This window comes from Aeromonas ichthyocola, assembly GCF_046087985.1.
Taxonomy (GTDB): Bacteria; Pseudomonadota; Gammaproteobacteria; order Enterobacterales; family Aeromonadaceae; genus Aeromonas; species Aeromonas rivipollensis.
The window spans coordinates 84,213-99,143 of record NZ_JBJSWH010000003.1 but is presented as its reverse complement, the minus strand read 5'-3'; the positions used below and the strand labels follow the sequence as shown (position 1 = coordinate 99,143).

At 66.2% G+C, this 14,931-nt stretch carries 14 protein-coding genes; 5 read left to right on the top strand and 9 right to left on the bottom strand.

Annotation, left to right across the window (positions count from 1 at the left end):
* Nucleotides 1-23: 23 nt before the first annotated feature.
* The gene (locus ACF2JD_RS09175) at nt 24-1,004 is read right to left on the bottom strand and encodes a TDT family transporter (RefSeq protein WP_440987252.1); all 981 of its coding nucleotides are present in this window, start codon (nt 1,002-1,004) and stop codon (nt 24-26) included.
* Between the two features lie 104 nt (nt 1,005-1,108).
* Here ACF2JD_RS09175 and ACF2JD_RS09170 point away from each other — a divergent pair, with 104 nt between their 5' ends.
* Nucleotides 1,109-1,999: a LysR substrate-binding domain-containing protein gene (locus ACF2JD_RS09170; protein ID WP_440987251.1), complete on the top strand. Its 891-nt coding sequence runs from the start codon at nt 1,109-1,111 to the stop codon at nt 1,997-1,999.
* 101 nt (nt 2,000-2,100) lie between these two features.
* Here the strand turns inward: ACF2JD_RS09170 and ACF2JD_RS09165 are convergent, their stop codons facing one another.
* The 5 genes from ACF2JD_RS09165 to ACF2JD_RS09145 form a co-directional block, all read right to left on the bottom strand.
* Nucleotides 2,101-3,087: a Gfo/Idh/MocA family protein gene (locus ACF2JD_RS09165; protein ID WP_393938210.1), complete on the bottom strand. Its 987-nt coding sequence runs from the start codon at nt 3,085-3,087 to the stop codon at nt 2,101-2,103.
* 85 nt (nt 3,088-3,172) lie between these two features.
* Nucleotides 3,173-4,018 (bottom strand): deoxyribonuclease IV, encoded by an 846-nt coding sequence (gene nfo / locus ACF2JD_RS09160; protein WP_408864543.1) that lies wholly within the window; start codon nt 4,016-4,018, stop codon nt 3,173-3,175.
* 178 nt (nt 4,019-4,196) lie between these two features.
* The gene (locus ACF2JD_RS09155) at nt 4,197-5,606 is read right to left on the bottom strand and encodes a glycoside hydrolase family 3 N-terminal domain-containing protein (protein ID WP_440987512.1); all 1,410 of its coding nucleotides are present in this window, start codon (nt 5,604-5,606) and stop codon (nt 4,197-4,199) included.
* A complete protein-coding gene (locus ACF2JD_RS09150) occupies nt 5,530-5,964 on the bottom strand; it encodes a hypothetical protein (RefSeq protein ID WP_440987250.1) in 435 nt (144 codons plus the stop codon). Before ACF2JD_RS09150 ends, ACF2JD_RS09155 begins: the two co-directional genes overlap by 77 nt.
* Complete coding sequence (locus tag ACF2JD_RS09145) at nt 5,964-6,248, bottom strand: hypothetical protein (protein ID WP_440987249.1); 285 nt, start codon at nt 6,246-6,248, stop codon at nt 5,964-5,966. The genes ACF2JD_RS09150 and ACF2JD_RS09145 overlap by 1 nt, the downstream gene beginning before the upstream one ends.
* Nucleotides 6,249-6,479: 231 nt before the next feature.
* Here ACF2JD_RS09145 and ACF2JD_RS09140 point away from each other — a divergent pair, with 231 nt between their 5' ends.
* Nucleotides 6,480-7,493, top strand: coding sequence for a helix-turn-helix domain-containing protein (locus ACF2JD_RS09140; protein WP_440987248.1), 1,014 nt, complete (start codon nt 6,480-6,482; stop codon nt 7,491-7,493).
* Here the strand turns inward: ACF2JD_RS09140 and ACF2JD_RS09135 are convergent.
* Complete coding sequence (locus ACF2JD_RS09135) at nt 7,473-8,396, bottom strand: LysR substrate-binding domain-containing protein (RefSeq protein ID WP_440987247.1); 924 nt, start codon at nt 8,394-8,396, stop codon at nt 7,473-7,475. The two genes, ACF2JD_RS09140 and ACF2JD_RS09135, sit on opposite strands and share 21 nt — an antisense overlap.
* A 124-nt stretch (nt 8,397-8,520) precedes the next feature.
* On the opposite strand from ACF2JD_RS09135, the gene ACF2JD_RS09130 reads away from it, so the two are divergent.
* Nucleotides 8,521-9,279 carry an SDR family oxidoreductase gene (locus tag ACF2JD_RS09130; protein ID WP_440987246.1) on the top strand — a complete coding sequence of 253 codons (759 nt, stop codon included), beginning with the start codon at nt 8,521-8,523 and terminating at the stop codon, nt 9,277-9,279.
* A gap of 113 nt (nt 9,280-9,392) precedes the next feature.
* Here the strand turns inward: ACF2JD_RS09130 and ACF2JD_RS09125 are convergent, their stop codons facing one another.
* Complete coding sequence (locus ACF2JD_RS09125; protein ID WP_440987511.1) at nt 9,393-10,826, bottom strand: family 1 glycosylhydrolase; 1,434 nt, start codon at nt 10,824-10,826, stop codon at nt 9,393-9,395.
* 157 nt (nt 10,827-10,983) lie between these two features.
* On the opposite strand from ACF2JD_RS09125, the gene ACF2JD_RS09120 reads away from it, so the two are divergent.
* Nucleotides 10,984-11,886: a LysR substrate-binding domain-containing protein gene (locus ACF2JD_RS09120; protein ID WP_440987245.1), complete on the top strand. Its 903-nt coding sequence runs from the start codon at nt 10,984-10,986 to the stop codon at nt 11,884-11,886.
* A gap of 135 nt (nt 11,887-12,021) precedes the next feature.
* Nucleotides 12,022-13,596: a diguanylate cyclase gene (locus ACF2JD_RS09115; protein WP_440987244.1), complete on the top strand. Its 1,575-nt coding sequence runs from the start codon at nt 12,022-12,024 to the stop codon at nt 13,594-13,596.
* 9 nt (nt 13,597-13,605) lie between these two features.
* On the opposite strand, the gene ACF2JD_RS09110 is transcribed toward ACF2JD_RS09115, so the two are convergent.
* A complete protein-coding gene (locus tag ACF2JD_RS09110; RefSeq protein WP_440987243.1) occupies nt 13,606-14,730 on the bottom strand; it encodes a hypothetical protein in 1,125 nt (374 codons plus the stop codon).
* Between the last annotated feature and the right edge of the window lie 201 nt (nt 14,731-14,931).

The following is a 14,931-nucleotide window of genomic DNA, read 5'->3' as shown; positions in this document are numbered from 1 at the left end:
CTTGGTCGAGACCGGCTGCGACCTTAGCGGCGCAGGGGCTGCTCCAGCATGCCGACCTGGCCCAGCGGCAGGAAGAACATCAGGTAGCGCAGCGCCACATAACCGACGATCAGGGTCGCCGCACCGAGCTCCAGATAGGCCAGCTGGTTGATCTGCGCCGCATAGTGGGCCGCCTCTGGCCACTGCGACAGCAGGTGACCCACCTTGAACAGGGCGGTGGCGCCTATCACCAGGGGGAAGGTGAAGGCGGCATAGCCCGGCGAGAACGGCAGGCGCAGCAGCTTGATGAAGGCCAGGTAGATGATGCCTGTCATCAGCACGGCTATCCCCAGCAGCACGGCCACCAGCAGCAGCGACGGATCCTGGCTCACGGTGAGGTAGCCGGCGAGCGACAGGCTGGCAGGCGCCGCCAGGATGGCGATGGTGGGCTTGGCGGCATCCGGCACCTCGTGGCTGAAGATGAGGCGATAGAGCATCAGTGGCAGCATCAGGGCGTAGCAGGCCATGCCGAACCAGAGCAGGCCATTGGCCAGGACGGCGAAGGGACCACCCGGGTAGGCGACGTCGGCCACTATGATCCCCACCGGCGGCACGAACCAGCTCGGCACCATGTGGTGAATTTCAAACGCCTTGGCCCTGTGCCAGACGAAGGTGGCGAGGAACACCAGGTGAATGATCACCGCAAACAACCAGAGCCCCTGGCCCAGGGTCGGGGCCAGCAGCCCCACCGCCTTGGAGACCACCATGGTCCCCATGGCATAGGTGGGCACCACGCTGCCCACCACGGGGTGGGCGAGATCCTGCCACAGCAGACGCGGGTGCAGCAGGAACTTGAAGGTGAGGACGAGGAGCAGCACGGCGGCGATGGCGGCCCCCAGCAGTTGCAGGCGGCCATCGAACTGACCGGCATTTTCCCAACACCAGCCGAGGCTGGCGATCCCGAGTGCCAGCCCGGCCATGGGGGTCGGGGCGGCGGCAAGGGAGCGACGGGTGCGTGCGATCATGACCTGGTACCCTCTTGTTGATGACGATGTGCATAGGATAAAGAGGGTCTATCGTTTACGATATCTAAATGAATTGAACTAAGCGTTTAGGAAAATCAAACGACATGAAGCTGACCCTGCAACAACTCAAGGTGTTCGCCACCATAGCCCGCCACGGCAACCTGGGGGGCGCGGCCAGCGAGCTCTGCCTCAGCAAGGGGGCCGTCTCCCAGTCGTTGCAGGAGCTGGAGCGCCAGCTCGCCACCCCGCTGTTCGATCGGGTGCATCCGAGGCTTCAGCTCAACAACGAGGGGCGACTGTTGCAACCGGCCGCCGAGGAGCTGCTGACCCGGATGCAGGAGATAGAGCAGCTGTTTGGCCCGGACGCCGAGCCGAGCGGCCAGTTGCGCCTGGGGGCCAGCCAGACCATAGGCAACTACCTGCTGCCCAGTCTGCTGGCGGGGGGCGCCCAGGAGCTGGGATCCGCCCCCAGGGTGACCATCGCCAACACCCACCTGTTGTGCCACTCCCTCGCCCACTTCGAGCTGGATCTGGCCCTCATCGAGGGGGAGAACCATCACCCGGATCTGGTGAGCGAGCCCTGGCTCGAAGACGAGATGCTGATCATAGCCCCGCCCCAGCACCTCCTGGCCGGGCAGCTGGAGCTGCCCCTTCGCCTGCTCGCAGGCGAAACCTGGGTACTGCGCGAGCCCCAGTCAGGGAGCCGCGAGCAGTTCGAGCAGCAGATCCAGCCCAGGCTGCCGCGCTGGCAGGCGGGGCTCGAGCTCAACACCCTGGAGGCGGTGATGCTGGCGGTGGAGAAGGGGCTCGGCATCTCCTTTATCTCCCGCCTCGCTGTCTCCGATCGCCTGCACAGCGGCCGTCTGGTGGCGCTCACCCCGAGCCAGACCTTCCCCCGCCAGCTCTCCCTCGTCTGGCACAAGCAGAAGTTCCACTCCGCGGCCCTGCGCCGCTTCCTCTCCTTCTGCCGCGCCCAGACCCTGCCCGCTCCCTGAGCCTAGGGTCACCCTAAAACAAAAACAGAGGGCGCCGTGGCGCCCTCTGTTGTTCAAGAAAGGTGTTGCGAGGATCTCTTGCGAGACAGCGTGCGGCGCCGTCAGCCTCCCCGGTGCAACCCCGCCTCGACCCAGCCCAGCACCCGCCGCGTCAGGGCGTGGGGCACCCAGGGGGAGTCCAGCAGCCGGTGGCGCAGGCAATCGGCGAAGTGATCCGCCTCGTGCTGCATGCCGCCCCCCTGTACCGGCAGGTAGATGTCCGCCGGCCAGGCGGCAGGCGGCGTATCCCCCTGCCAGCGAATGTGCTGGGGATTCCACCACTTGCCCTCGATGACCAGGGTCCACGCCTCCCCCGAGAGCCAGGCATCCCGATCGAGATCCTCGACGATGGAGGCGCCAAGCTCCGCCGAGAAGGGGCCGCCGAAGCTGAAGCGGGCCGCGAGATCCACCTCCCCCGTCGCCCTGTCCAGCGCCACCTCGGGGGCCTGGGTCGCGAGCCCCAGCCGCTCGCAGAAGGCGGCATAGAGCCAGAGCGGATAGACCCCCACATCCCAGGCGGCGCCGCCGTCCAGGGCCGGATCGAACAGCTTGCCGACCGGAGGCGGGGCCGAGCCGAACGCCGCCCGCAGGCTGCGGGGCGCGGGCAGCAGGGGCAACCGCTGCAACAGGGCCCGCATGGCGGGGAAGCACATCACCTTCATGGCTTCGAGCAGCAGCAGGCCGCGCTCATGGGCGAGGGCCACCAGGGCGTCCCAATCCGCCACCCGGGTCACCGCCGGTTTCTCCACCAGCACGTGCTTGCCCGCCAGCAGCATCTGTCTGATCAGGGCGGCATGCTGTGGGTGGATCACCGCCACATAGACAGCCTCCACCTCGGGGCTCTCGGCCAGGGCCTGATAGCTGCCATAGGCCAGCCCCAACCCCAGCTCACGGGCGAACTCGTCGGCCCGCCCCTGATCCCGGGCGGCGATCGCTACCACGCGCCCGCCCCTGGCGTACTGATTGACGTCGCGGCAAAAACGCCTGGCGATGGCTCCCGCCCCGGCTATCCCCCAGCGCAGCAGTGGCGCGGTTCCCTGTGATTGCATCTCGTCTCCTCGTATGGGTAATGCCCTTCCCCCCTTATGGCGGGGGAAGGCGCGGCACCGGCCTCTGTTCAGGCAGCCCTGCGGCTCAGGCCCTGGCCAGGCTGCGCAGCCAGCGTATCTCGTCACTCCAGATCGTCTCGTCTATGGTCTCGAGGATAAGCGGAATGCCGTCGAAACGGTGATCGTTCATGATGTGGTGGAACACGGCTTCCCCCAGGTTCCCCTCCCGCAGGCTGTGGTGACGATCGACCCGACTACCGAAGGTACACTTGGCACCGTTGATATGCATCCCCTTGAGGTACTCAAAGCCCACGATGCGGTCAAAGTCGGCAAACACGGCGGCGCAGGACTCGGGGGTGCGCAGATCGTAACCGGCGGCGAAGGCGTGGCAGGTGTCGAAGCAGACCCCGACCCGGCTCTTGTCCTCCACCCCCTCTATCAGGGTGGCCAGGTGCTCGAACGACCAGCCGAGGTTGGTGCCCTGGCCGGCGGTGTTCTCTATCACCGCCGTGACCCCTTGGCTTCGCTCCAGCGCCCAGTTGATGGACTCGCTCACCAGTTTGAGGCTCGCCGCCTCGGGGATCTGCTTGAGGTGGCTGCCGGGGTGAAAGTTCAGATAGCAGAGCCCCAGCTGCTCGCAGCGCCTGATCTCGTCCAGGAAGGCGTCGCGGGACTTGGCGAGGGCGTCGGGATCCGGGTGGCCCAGGTTGATGAGGTAGCTGTCGTGGGGCAGGATCTGCTCGGGGCTAAAGCCCCCCTTGTCGCAGGCCGCCTTGAAGGCGCGGATGCTGGCCTCGGAGAGTGGCGCCGCCTGCCACTGGCGCTGGTTCTTGGTGAACAGGGCGAAGGCGTTGGCCCCGATAGCCTGGGCGCGGGCTATGGTGTTCTCCACCCCGCCGGCCGCACTGACGTGGGCTCCGATAAATTTCATCTTGTCTCCTCTGCGCGCTTGCTGGGTGCACCCGCCTCTCGCGGTCGCGAGGCGCGGCAACCCTGATGGGGCGTCATTATGCCCAAGCCAGCCCCTTGCGCCAAACCGGGATTGTCGATGGCGGCAATGGAAAAGGCGCCCGCAGGCGCCTTGGTGATCATGGATGTCGGGCTCGCCCTCAATAGGCCAGACCGGCACCATAGGGGTAGAGCGGGTTCGCGGAGTCCTTCGCCACGTCCGGGTGCTGGTTTTGCACCGCCTGCCAGCTGGAGGGCAGCTCGAAGGGCAGCTTGCCGCTGGCCTTGACCTTGCCGCTGATGACGTCGAACAGCGCCTGATCCAGGGCCCCGAAGTTGGCCAGCAGCACCTGCGCCGCCGGTGCCACCTCGGTCAGGATGGCGGGCCTGTCCAGATAGACGGAGAGCACCATGGGCACCCCGGCCTGCGCGACGGCCTGGATGGCGGCGTACTCGTCCGCCCCGCGATAGATCCCCTCGTGGGCCGTCTCCTGCACCACCTGATCTGCGCTGGCAAAGCCGAGCTGACCGAAGTGGATACTGCCGAACGGGAAGCGGGGATCCTGCTCACCCGGGGCATTGACCCGCACTATGGCGAGATCGGCCTGGGCCAGGTCCGTCACCACCGTATAGCCGTTGGCCGCGGCCACCTCGGCATTGACGTTGTGCAGGTAGACCCGCTTGCCGTCCGCCTTCTGCGGCAACAGGGCCCCCTCGTTCTTCAGCAACACATGGGACGCCGCCTGGGCGGCCTGGGCAGCTTGCTGGAACTCGGCCTTGCCCACCAGGGCCACCGCAGCCTGGGTATCCACATAGGGGTTTTCGAACAGCCCCAGGGCGAACTTCTGCTCCAGGATGCGCTCGGCCGAGGTGGTGATCGCCGCCTCGGTTACCAGGCCGCTCTGCACCGCCGCCAGCAGGGGGGCGGGATCTTCCACGCCGCCAAACTGATCCACCCCGGCGTCGATGGCCTTGGCGTAGCGCTCGGCCTTGGTGAGCTTCTCCACGCCCCAGGACATGCCAAAGGGCACAGTCCAGGGGCTGACCCCCGCCGTCACCTCATCCTGGCTCAGCCCCTGCTCGCAGCGGGCGTTGCAGTCGTTGACTATGCCCCAGTCGCTCAGCACCACGCCGTCGAACTTGAAGTGGCCCCGCAGCAAGTCGGTGAGGATCTGGCGGTTGAAGCCAAAGCCCACCTCCTCGATGGCCTGACCTTCATGGGTCAGCCCCTCGGGCAGAGCGTAATAGGGCATCACGGCCCCCACCTTGGCCTCGAAGGCCCCCTCGAAGGGCACCAGGTGATAGGCGAACTGGCCGCCGGGATAGACCTGCTCCTTGCCCCAGGGGTTATGGGCATCCAGGCCATCCTTCTGGGGACCGGCCCCGGCGAAGTGCTTGACCACTGTGACCACGCTCTCCTTGCCTATGCCGTCGCTCCCCTGCTGGAAGCCCTCTATGTAGGCCTTGACCAGGGATTTGGCCAGCAGGTTGTCTTCACCGAAGGTGCCGTTGATGCGGCCCCAGCGCGGCTCGGTCGCGAGATCCGCCTGGGGAGAGAGGGCCTCGTGAATGCCGACGGCCCTGTACTCCTGACGGGCGATGTCGCCAAAAGCGCTGCACCAGGGCGGCATCGCCGATGGCGGCGAGCCCCAGGGTCTCGGGCCACTGGGAGAAGGCCCCGGCGCCTATGCTGGTGGCGTTGGGATCATGGGTAAAGTGGTTGCGGGGATCCGTGCTCACCGTCATGGGGATGCCGAGCCCCACCCCTTCCAGCAGGGCCTGCAGCCGGTTGTTGTCGTCGGCGATGGCCGCCGGATCCCCCGCCATGCGGGTGATGAAGGTATTGACGCCATCCTCGCGCAGCATCTTGTCCATGGCGGTGAGGTTGACCCGCCCGTCTGCGTTCAGCACCAGGGTGCCGTGCATCATCAGGCCCGCCTTCTGGGCCAGGGAGAGCCTGCCAGGGAGAGCCTGACCAGCATATCCCGGGCCCGCTCGGCGGCGCCAAGGCGCCAGTCTTCATAGGGGGTCAGGGCGCCGCTGCCATCGAGATCCTTGAATTGCAGGCCATCCTGCTCGATCAGGCTGACGGTGCGGTGCCCCAGGGTGGGCTGCTCCGGCTTGGGGCTGGAGTCGTTGCCATTGCACCCTGCCAGCAGCAGGACGCCCATGCTCAGGGTGAGACGGGTCAGAGCGAAGGGGGGATATGTCATTATTGTTATCTTCCATGTGTGTGTAGGAGTGGCCACTCTATGCAAAATCGGCCCGCCTCACTTGCCCTGCGGGTGCAGGGAATTGCCGGTTGGGAGCACGTTCGAAAAGTGTGAAAAGGGTTGCAGGGTTACCCTTGGTTACATTTCTGAAACATGAAGCCGAACCTGGCTCACGGCAATTCATGGCCAATGGCGGATGATGGTGGGCCACCGCCGACAAGGATTTTCGCCGTGAAGACAGTCTCCAACCGGATAGCACTACACTGCCTCAACCACTGGCAGAGACAGGGACGGGATCCGGCCCAGCTCCTGCAAGGTGCCGGGATTGCCAGAGAAGAGCTGCTGCTCCCCCAGGGGCGGATCGACGCCCAGCGCCACTTCCGGCTGCTGACCCAGGTCGCCCCCCATGTGGACATGGCCCACAAGTGGTCGCCCCCCTCGCTCTCGGGGCTCTTCGCCGACTACCTGCCGCTGGCGAGCCTCTGCTGCAACGCCGCCACCCTGCGCCAGGCCCTGCACTTCTTCCTCGCCTACCGCCCCCTCATCGGCGAGTGCGATCGGATACTGCTGCGGGAAGAAGAGGGACAGGCCAGGCTCAGTTACCATTCGGAGTCCGATCACCCGGACGTGATCGCCATGAGCAGCCTGGCCAACCTCGGTCACCTCTATGCCCTGCTGCAGTTCTACCACCCCGGCCAGGGCCGGCTGGTGCTGCCCACCCCGGTGCGGCCCAGGCTGTGGCGCGAGCTGGGGGCCTGGCTGGGGGATCGGCTGCAACGGGGAGAAGCCTTTGAGCTGCGCTTCCCCGCGGCCTTGCTCGATCTCGCCCACGGGGGGCTGCAACGGCCCCCTGCAACCCCTGCTGCTGGGGGAGCTCGACGGCCAGATGCGGTTGCTGCGCCCGAGCAGCCACTACAGGGAGCGGGTGCTCGGGCTCATCCGCCAGCGGCTCTGGCAGGAGAGCGTCGACTCCCCCCCACCCTGCTGGCGGGGATCTGCGAGGCCCTCAGGCTGACCCGCTGGACCCTCAACCGCCACCTGCGCGAGGAGGGGTGCCACTTCTCAGGATTGCTGGAGCAGGTGAGAAGGGAGGAGGCCTGCCGCCTGCTGCAGGATCCCGGCCTGCAGCTGCAGGAGGTGGGCGGGCGCCTCGGGTTTGCCAGCCAGAGCAGCTTCACCCGCTTCTTCAAGGAGGCGTTCGCCCTCTCCCCCAGCGAATACCGCTCAAGGCGCAGCCGGCTCTGACTCCCCGGCCAGGGCCCCGGCGAGCAGGTCCGCCAGCCAGTGGATGAAGAGCTGGACCCTGGGCGCCAGCTGGCGGCGATGGGCATAGAGGGCGTGGATGGGGAGCGGCGGCGCCTGCCACCGGGGCAGCAGGCTTATCAGCTCGCCGCGCCCGAGCAGCCCCTCCACCCCTACCCTCGGCATCTGTATGATGCCAAGCCCCGCCAGCGCCGCCGCCAGGTAGGTCTCGCTGTCGTTGACCATCAGGGCCCCCGCCATCGGCAAGAGGGCGCGGCTGCCATCCGCCTGCTGGTACTCGAAGCCCGGCTCGCTGCGCCCCTGCCCCGACCCATAATGGACCAGCCGGTGCCCGGCCAGATCCGCCAGGGTCTGCGGCACCCCGTGACGGGCCAGGTAGGCGGCACTGGCGCAGTTGATCTGGCGATAGTGACCCAAGGGGCGCGCCACCAGGCTGGAGGGCTCCAGCGCCCCGACCCGCACCACGCAATCGAAGCCATCGCGCACCAGATCCACCCGCCTGTCCGTGCTGCTCAGCATCAGCTGCAAGTCGGGGTGCTGGGCCAGGAAGGCGGGCAGCGCCGGGATCACCAGATGGCGGGCCATCCGGCTTGGCATGTCTACCCGCAACTGCCCCGAGATCTGACCCCCCTGGCGAAACAGGCCGTCAAACTCCTCCATGTCCGCCAGCAGATCCCGGCACCTGGCGTAGCAGAGCTGGCCATCCGTGGTGAGCTGCACCCGTCTCGTGGTGCGCAGCAAGAGCCGGGTGCCCATGCGCTCCTCCAGCCGGCGGATGGCGGCGGAGAGGGTCGCCTTGGGAATGCCCAGTTGCTCGGCGCAGCGGGTAAAACTCTCGAGTTCGGCGACCCGCACGAACAATTTCATCGCATCCAGTTGATCCATGGCCTGATTGTCTCTTCAAACGGAACAGTGATTTCATTATCACGCTATTTATCCGGCAATAAAGGAACAATACAGTGATCCGGTCGGCTCGCACCGAGCCCTTGCCACCCACAGGAGTCACACCATGACCAGACCCATAGCCCTCATCACAGGCGCCAGCCGTGGCCTTGGCAAACACAGCGCCCTCGCCCTCGCGGCCAAGGGGGTGGATCTCATCATCACCTACCGCAGCCAGGCCGACGAAGCGGCCACCGTGGTGGCAGAGGCTCAGGCCCTCGGGGTCCAGGCCCATGCCCTGGCGCTGGATGTGGGGGTGAGCGCCTCCTTTGTCGCCTTCGCAGAGGAGGTGAAGCAACTGCTCGCCCGGGAGTGGCAACGGCCGCAGTTCGACTACCTGGTCAACAACGCCGGTATCGGCATTCATGCCAGCTTCGAGCAGACCACGGAGGAGCAGTTCGACACCCTGCTCAACATCCACTTCAAGGGGACCTTCTTCCTGACCCAGAAGCTGCTGCCGCTTATCCGTGATGGCGGGCGCATCATCAACCTCTCCACCGGCCTCACCCGCTTCGCCATGCCGGGTTACGCCGCCTATGCCGCCATGAAGGGGGGCGTGGAGGTGCTGACCCACTATCTGGCCAAGGAGCTGGGCCCCCGCGGCATCGCCGTCAACGTGGTGGCTCCCGGTGCCATCGAGACCGACTTTGGCGGCGGCGTGGTGCGCGACGACAAGGGGGTCAACGCCTTCCTCGCGAGCCAGACAGCGCTGGGGAGAGTCGGCCAGCCCGACGACATCGGCGGTGTCATCGCCGCCCTGCTCTCCGATGACAACCGCTGGATCACCGCCCAGCGCATCGAGGCCTCGGGGGGCATGTTTATCTAGGCCGGGATGGGCGCCAAAGGCTTGCACGCCGCCATGAAAAAGCCACGAAAAAGGCCCCCGAGGGGGCCTTTGCATTGGGGCGGCGCCATGCGCCCGCGCCTTAAGTCAACGCTTTACAGCGTCTTGCCACCGGAGGCGATCACCTGGCTGTACCAGTGGAAGCTCTCCTTCTTGATGCGGCGCAAGGATCCCCCCTGCTCGTCGCGCTCCACATAGACGAAGCCGTAGCGCTTCTGGTAGCCGTTGAGCCAGCTCAGGATGTCGGTGAAGGACCAGGCGCAGTAGCCGATGAGCTCGACCCCGTCCTGCATCGCCTCCTGGCAGGCTTTCAGGTGGCTGTGCAGGTAGGCGATACGGTAGTCATCCTGCACCCGGCCGTCCGTGGTCAGCTTGTCGAACTCGCCGAGACCGTTCTCGGTGATCATCAGCGGCAGGCCGTAGCGGGACGAGAGGCGGCGCAGGGCGATGCGCATCCCGGTGGGATCTATGGCCCAGTCCCAGTTGCTGGTCTCCAGGTGCGGGTTGGGGGTGGTCTTGTAGAGACCGGGGACACCGCTCGATGGCGTTGTGCCCTTCTGCCCCGTGGTGTTGATGCGCTGCATGGTCTGGCCGCCGAGGGGATTGTCGGTGAAGGTCAGGGTGTAGTAGTAGTTGACGCCTATGTAGTCGGGGGTGCCTTCGCGCAGCAACTCGAGATCCCCTGGCAGTATCTCGGGGGCCTCGCCGGTTTCTCTCAGGTAGGCGAGCGCCGCCTGGGGGTAGCGGCCGAAGCAGTAGGCATCCAGCCACCAGAGGTTGGTAAACTCCTCGGCATTCTCGAACGCCAGCATGTCGCTCGGGGCGCAGGAGGCCGGATAGGCCGGGGAATAGGCGAAGCTCGGGCCTATGAGGCCGTTTGGCACATGCTGACGGAACGCCTTGATCACCCGGGCGTTGGCCAGAAAGGCGATGTGGTTGGCGGCGAAGAAGCGCGTCCTGTCCTGCACCGCGGGCGGATGGGTGCCGAGCTGGTAGGCGTTGGTCAGGTTGTAGTTCTGCTCGTTGAGGGAGACCCAGTACTTCACCTTGCCGGCGAAGCGCTGATAGAGGGTGACGCAGTAACGCTCGAAGTCCTCGATGATGCGCCTGTCTTCCCAGCCGCCGTATTCGTCCTGCAGGGCCTGGGGCAGGTCCCAGTGGTAGAGGGTCAGAACAGGCTCTATGCCGTGGGCCAGCAGGGCGTCGATGAGCCGCTCGTAGAAGGCGAGCCCCGCCTCGTTCACCTCACCTCGCCCGCTTGGGAAGATGCGTGGCCAGCTCACCGAGAAGCGATAGGCCTTGAGCCCCATCTCGGCCATCAGCGCCACGTCCTCTTCCACCCTGTGGTAGTGATCCACCGCCACGTCCCCGTTGCTGCCCTCGAAGGTCTTGCCCGGCAACTTGGTGAAGAGATCCCACACCGAGGGGCCCTTGCCGTCTTCGTTCCAGGCCCCTTCCACCTGGTAGGCGGCAGAGGCGGCCCCCCAGAGGAAATCCGCGGGGAAGTCGTTGAACTTGGGATGGTGCATCTGGCTTGTCTCCTGCTGCTTGAGGATGGTGCCGCCTTTCCCCTTGGGGCATGGGCGGGGGTCAAAACGAATTGGCATCAGCATCGAACAGTTCTAGAATTCCGTCCAATGACAATTTTTGCCATTCAATATTCCAAGCAGGAATGAAGGAGTCGTGATGGAGTTGCGAGATCTGAAGGCCTTCGTCACCCTGGGGGAGGTCTTGCACTTCGGTCAGGCGGCGGCGCGCCAGCACATCACCCAGTCGGCACTGAGCAAGCAGATCCGGCGGCTGGAGGGGGAATTTGGCGGCGAGCTGTTCGAGCGCAATGCCAGCAGCACCCGGCTCACCCCCCTCGGGCGCGCCCTCTACGGGGATGCCTGCGCCCTGGTGGCCCAGAGCGAGCAGCTCGGTCGCACCGCCCGCGACGTGCTGGCGGGCAATGGCGGCACCCTGCGCATCGGCTTCGGGGTCGCCACCAAGCTGCTGGTGCCCGCGGCCATCGCCCGTTTTCGGGCCAGCCGCCCCGGGGTCGGCATAGAGCTCAACGATCTCTCCACCCATCACCAGTTGCTGGCGCTCAGTGAAGGCAAGCTGGATCTCGGCTTCTGCCGCCTGCCCGCTCCCAAGGGCTGGCAGGTGCTGCCCGTGGTGCGCGCCCATTTCGTCGCCGTGCTGCCCGCCGGCTACCAGGGGGTCACGGGGCTCTCGGATCTGCTGGACAAGCCGCTCGCCATCTTGCGCCGGGACAAGGCCCCCTCCTTCCACGATCAGTTCGTGCACTACCTGGCCCAGAGCGGGCTGCGCTTTGGGGATATCCAGTATGTCAACGACTTCGCCGCCGGCATCGCCACCGCGGCGGCGGGCATCGCCTGGACCCTGGTGCCCTCCTCCACCACCATAGAGCACCCGGACGTCATCACCCTGCCCCTGGAAGAGGCCGAGGCGAGCTGGATCATAGGGCTCATTCGCCCGCCGGGAGGGGATAACCCCCTCATAGCCCCCTTCTGGCAGACGGTGGCCGAGCTCGGTGATCCCGCCCTCACCGCCCTGGGTGATCAGGGCGGTGCAGGAACATGACGCGGCCATGGCTGTCATTCACGACACGGCATCGTTCGAGAACCACATTAACGGTAGCTTTTGCGCAGCCAGCCCCCGTAAAATTGCACCATGGCTCCGGCGCCCGGCGCCAACCGACAAGGACTCGTTTCTCCAATGCTATCTCACTGGCTGCTGAGGTTTGATCTCCATCGCCTCATCCTGGCCCTGGCCGTGCTCGGCGTGCTGGCCACCTTCGGCAACAGCTTCTACGCCATCCATCAGGCACAGCGACAGCTGCTGATCGACAGTACCCTGGAGGCCAACCGTGTCTATGCCACCAAGCTGGCCGCCTCCGCCGAGGCCATGCTGAATGCGGCCCAAGGGCAGCTTGCCTACAGCGCCACCCTGCTGGCGCCGCAGCTGCAGGCCAACGACATCGCGGGGCTGGAGCAGGAGGTGGCCCAGCTGCGCGAGCGCACCAACACCTTCAACTCGGTGGCCGTCGTGAACACCGAGTCCACCATAGTCGCCGTCTCCCCCGAGACCCTGAAGGTGAAGGGGGCCAAGCTCAGCTCCCGCAGCGCCCGCCAGACCCTCGCCAACCAGCAGCCGACCATCTCGGACCCTCTTATCTCCCTTTCGGGCAACTACCTCATCAGCCTCTCCTATCCGGTGTTCTCGACGGACAGGCGCTACCTCGGCTATGTCGCCGGGACCATCTACCTGGAATCCGCCAGCGTGCTCTCCAGCCTGCTGGGCCAGCACTACTACCAGGATGGCTCCTATCTCTACGTGGTCGACCGGCAGAAGACCCTGATCTACCACCCCAACCCCAAGCGCATCGGCCAGAAGATAAGTGACAATGTGGTGGTGGACGAGGTGTTGCAGGGGCGGCAGGGGGCGCAAGCCGTGCTCAACTCCCGGGGAACCGAGATGCTGGCGGGCTTCGCCCCCGTGGCCGGTGCGGGCTGGGGAGTGGTGGCCCAGCGTCCCCGCAGCGCCACCCTGGCCGGGCTGGATGAGCAGATGCTCGACATATTGAAGGGGATGATCCCGGTCACCCTCTTCATCCTCTTCGTCATCTGGCTCTCGGCCACCATCATCTCCCGACCTCTGCGGCAACTGGCCAACAGGGCCAGGCTGATGGATCAGCAGGAGGCGGCCTCCAACATCTCCAGCATCCGCGCCTGGTACTTCGAGGCGGCCCAGCTCAAGCAGGCCATCCTCAAGGGGCTGGGGCTGCTCAACACCAAGATTGACCAGTTGCACACCGACAGCCACACAGACCCCATGACGGGCCTCTTCAACCGGCGGGCCATGCAGCAGATGCTGGACGACTATCAGGCGCAGGCCCGGCCGCTGGCGGTCATCGCCCTCGATATCGATCACTTCAAGGCCATCAACGACCGCTTCGGCCACGACGTCGGGGACGCCGTCATCGTCGCCCTGGCGACCCTGATGCAGCGGGATCTGCGCGCCGATGCCGCCCTGTGCCGCAGCGGCGGCGAGGAGTTCCTGCTGCTGCTGCCCGGGGTCTCCCTGGTGCAGGCGCAGCGGATCGCCGAGCGACTGCGGCAGACGGTGGCGAACCACGAGATGGAGCAGGCCGGGGGCATCACCATCTCCCTCGGGGTCGCCCACTGGCCAGGGGATGCCAGCGATCTCGGTGCCGTGCTCAAGCAGGCGGACAAGGCGCTCTATCAGGCCAAGCACAGGGGCCGCAACTGCGTGGTGGTGGCCGGCGCCTGAGGCCCGGCGTCAGAAGCTGTAGCCCATCTTGAGGTAGATGCCCGCGTTGTCGTCCTTGCCCATCGCATACTCGAGGTTGGCGACTATGCCCGCCTCCGGCTTGAGCAGGTACTGCACCCCCGCCCCCCAGGCGGGATAGATGTTGTCGCTGTCGCCACAGTCGAGGGACTCCCCGTTCACGGCGTCGCCGTAGAGGCAGGCCACCCCGGCGAAGGCGGTGAGGGTCCAGCGTTCGGCGAGCTGGTAGCGCTCCTCGACTTCCAGCGCCGACATGTGCTGACCCAGGTACTCCCCCGGGGTGTAGCCACGCAGGTAGATGGGGGAATAGGAGCCGCTTGGCGCGTTGTGGGAGAACTGGTTGCGATTGCGCCAGGCGAGCACATTGCCATCCCCGTGACTCCAGTAGCCCCGATAGTCGACCCGATAGATGTCAAAGTCCCCCTCTCCCCCCAGCCCTTCCCGGTAGGCCAGGTTGTTGACGTTCAAATACCAGCCCCTGGTCGCGCTGAAGTCGCTGTCCCGGGAGTCGTGCTGCACCACCAGCCCCAGCCCCCCCGAGGTGAACCCCTCCAGCCCCAGCTCGTCCAGGATCTGATCCGACTCCAGATCCTGTCCCTGCACCTCGTAGTTGGAGTAGGCCGCCATGCCGCCGACGAACCAGTCCCCCTCCACCCGATAGAGGTAGCGCAGGAAGGCGGAGCGGAAGTTGTCGTTGGTCTCGAGGGCGCGGCCGGTGCCGAGGTAATCCTGGTAGCTGTTGTTGATGTCGCCGAGGATGACGCCACCGACGATGCGGTGGTGATCCGCCCCGAACGACGTCTTGGCGAAGGCGCTGGTGATGAGGGACGCCGAGGTGGTGTACTTGCCGGACAGGGTGAACAGGGAGGGGCGCGAGCCCTCATCGAACTGGTGCAGATAACCCACCATCAGACCCGCCGCCGTGTCCAGCTTGGGGCTGGAGCTCAGCAGGGGCACGAACAGCCAGGGGGAGCGCTCGCCCTCCTTGGCCGCCTTTGCCTTTCGCTCGTCACGGCGCGTCTGCGCCTCTTCCTTGGCGGGATCCGCCGCCATCGCGGGGCTGGCCGCCAGGATAAAGGCCAGGCCGGCCATCAGGGGGGAGATTGCATTGCGCATGTGTGGGTTCCGCACAGGATCGCGCACGGCAAACCGGCGGCGCTGGGCCACCCTGCTCGGCAGGCACGTCGGGGTTCAGGTTGCCGGCCGCCCTGCATCAGGGGCCGGAAGAGGGCCGCAGCATAGCGGCATCCCCCGACCCCGACCACAGCAAGATGGTGCGCCATACAATCGCCGTACAGCTTCGGCAAACGAGAGGGC

Coding starts and splice junctions, on each gene's coding strand:
- ACF2JD_RS09175 (WP_440987252.1), bottom strand. CDS start 1,004: ATGATCGCACGCACCCGTCGCTCCCTTGCCGCCGCCCCGACCCCCATG.
- ACF2JD_RS09165 (WP_393938210.1), bottom strand. CDS start 3,087: ATGCAATCACAGGGAACCGCGCCACTGCTGCGCTGGGGGATAGCCGGG.
- ACF2JD_RS09115 (WP_440987244.1), top strand. CDS start 12,022: ATGCTATCTCACTGGCTGCTGAGGTTTGATCTCCATCGCCTCATCCTG.
- ACF2JD_RS09170 (WP_440987251.1), top strand. CDS start 1,109: ATGAAGCTGACCCTGCAACAACTCAAGGTGTTCGCCACCATAGCCCGC.
- ACF2JD_RS09120 (WP_440987245.1), top strand. CDS start 10,984: ATGGAGTTGCGAGATCTGAAGGCCTTCGTCACCCTGGGGGAGGTCTTG.
- ACF2JD_RS09145 (WP_440987249.1), bottom strand. CDS start 6,248: ATGACATATCCCCCCTTCGCTCTGACCCGTCTCACCCTGAGCATGGGC.
- ACF2JD_RS09130 (WP_440987246.1), top strand. CDS start 8,521: ATGACCAGACCCATAGCCCTCATCACAGGCGCCAGCCGTGGCCTTGGC.
- nfo (WP_408864543.1), bottom strand. CDS start 4,018: ATGAAATTTATCGGAGCCCACGTCAGTGCGGCCGGCGGGGTGGAGAAC.
- ACF2JD_RS09135 (WP_440987247.1), bottom strand. CDS start 8,396: ATGGATCAACTGGATGCGATGAAATTGTTCGTGCGGGTCGCCGAACTC.
- ACF2JD_RS09110 (WP_440987243.1), bottom strand. CDS start 14,730: ATGCGCAATGCAATCTCCCCCCTGATGGCCGGCCTGGCCTTTATCCTG.
- ACF2JD_RS09125 (WP_440987511.1), bottom strand. CDS start 10,826: ATGCACCATCCCAAGTTCAACGACTTCCCCGCGGATTTCCTCTGGGGG.
- ACF2JD_RS09150 (WP_440987250.1), bottom strand. CDS start 5,964: ATGATGCACGGCACCCTGGTGCTGAACGCAGACGGGCGGGTCAACCTC.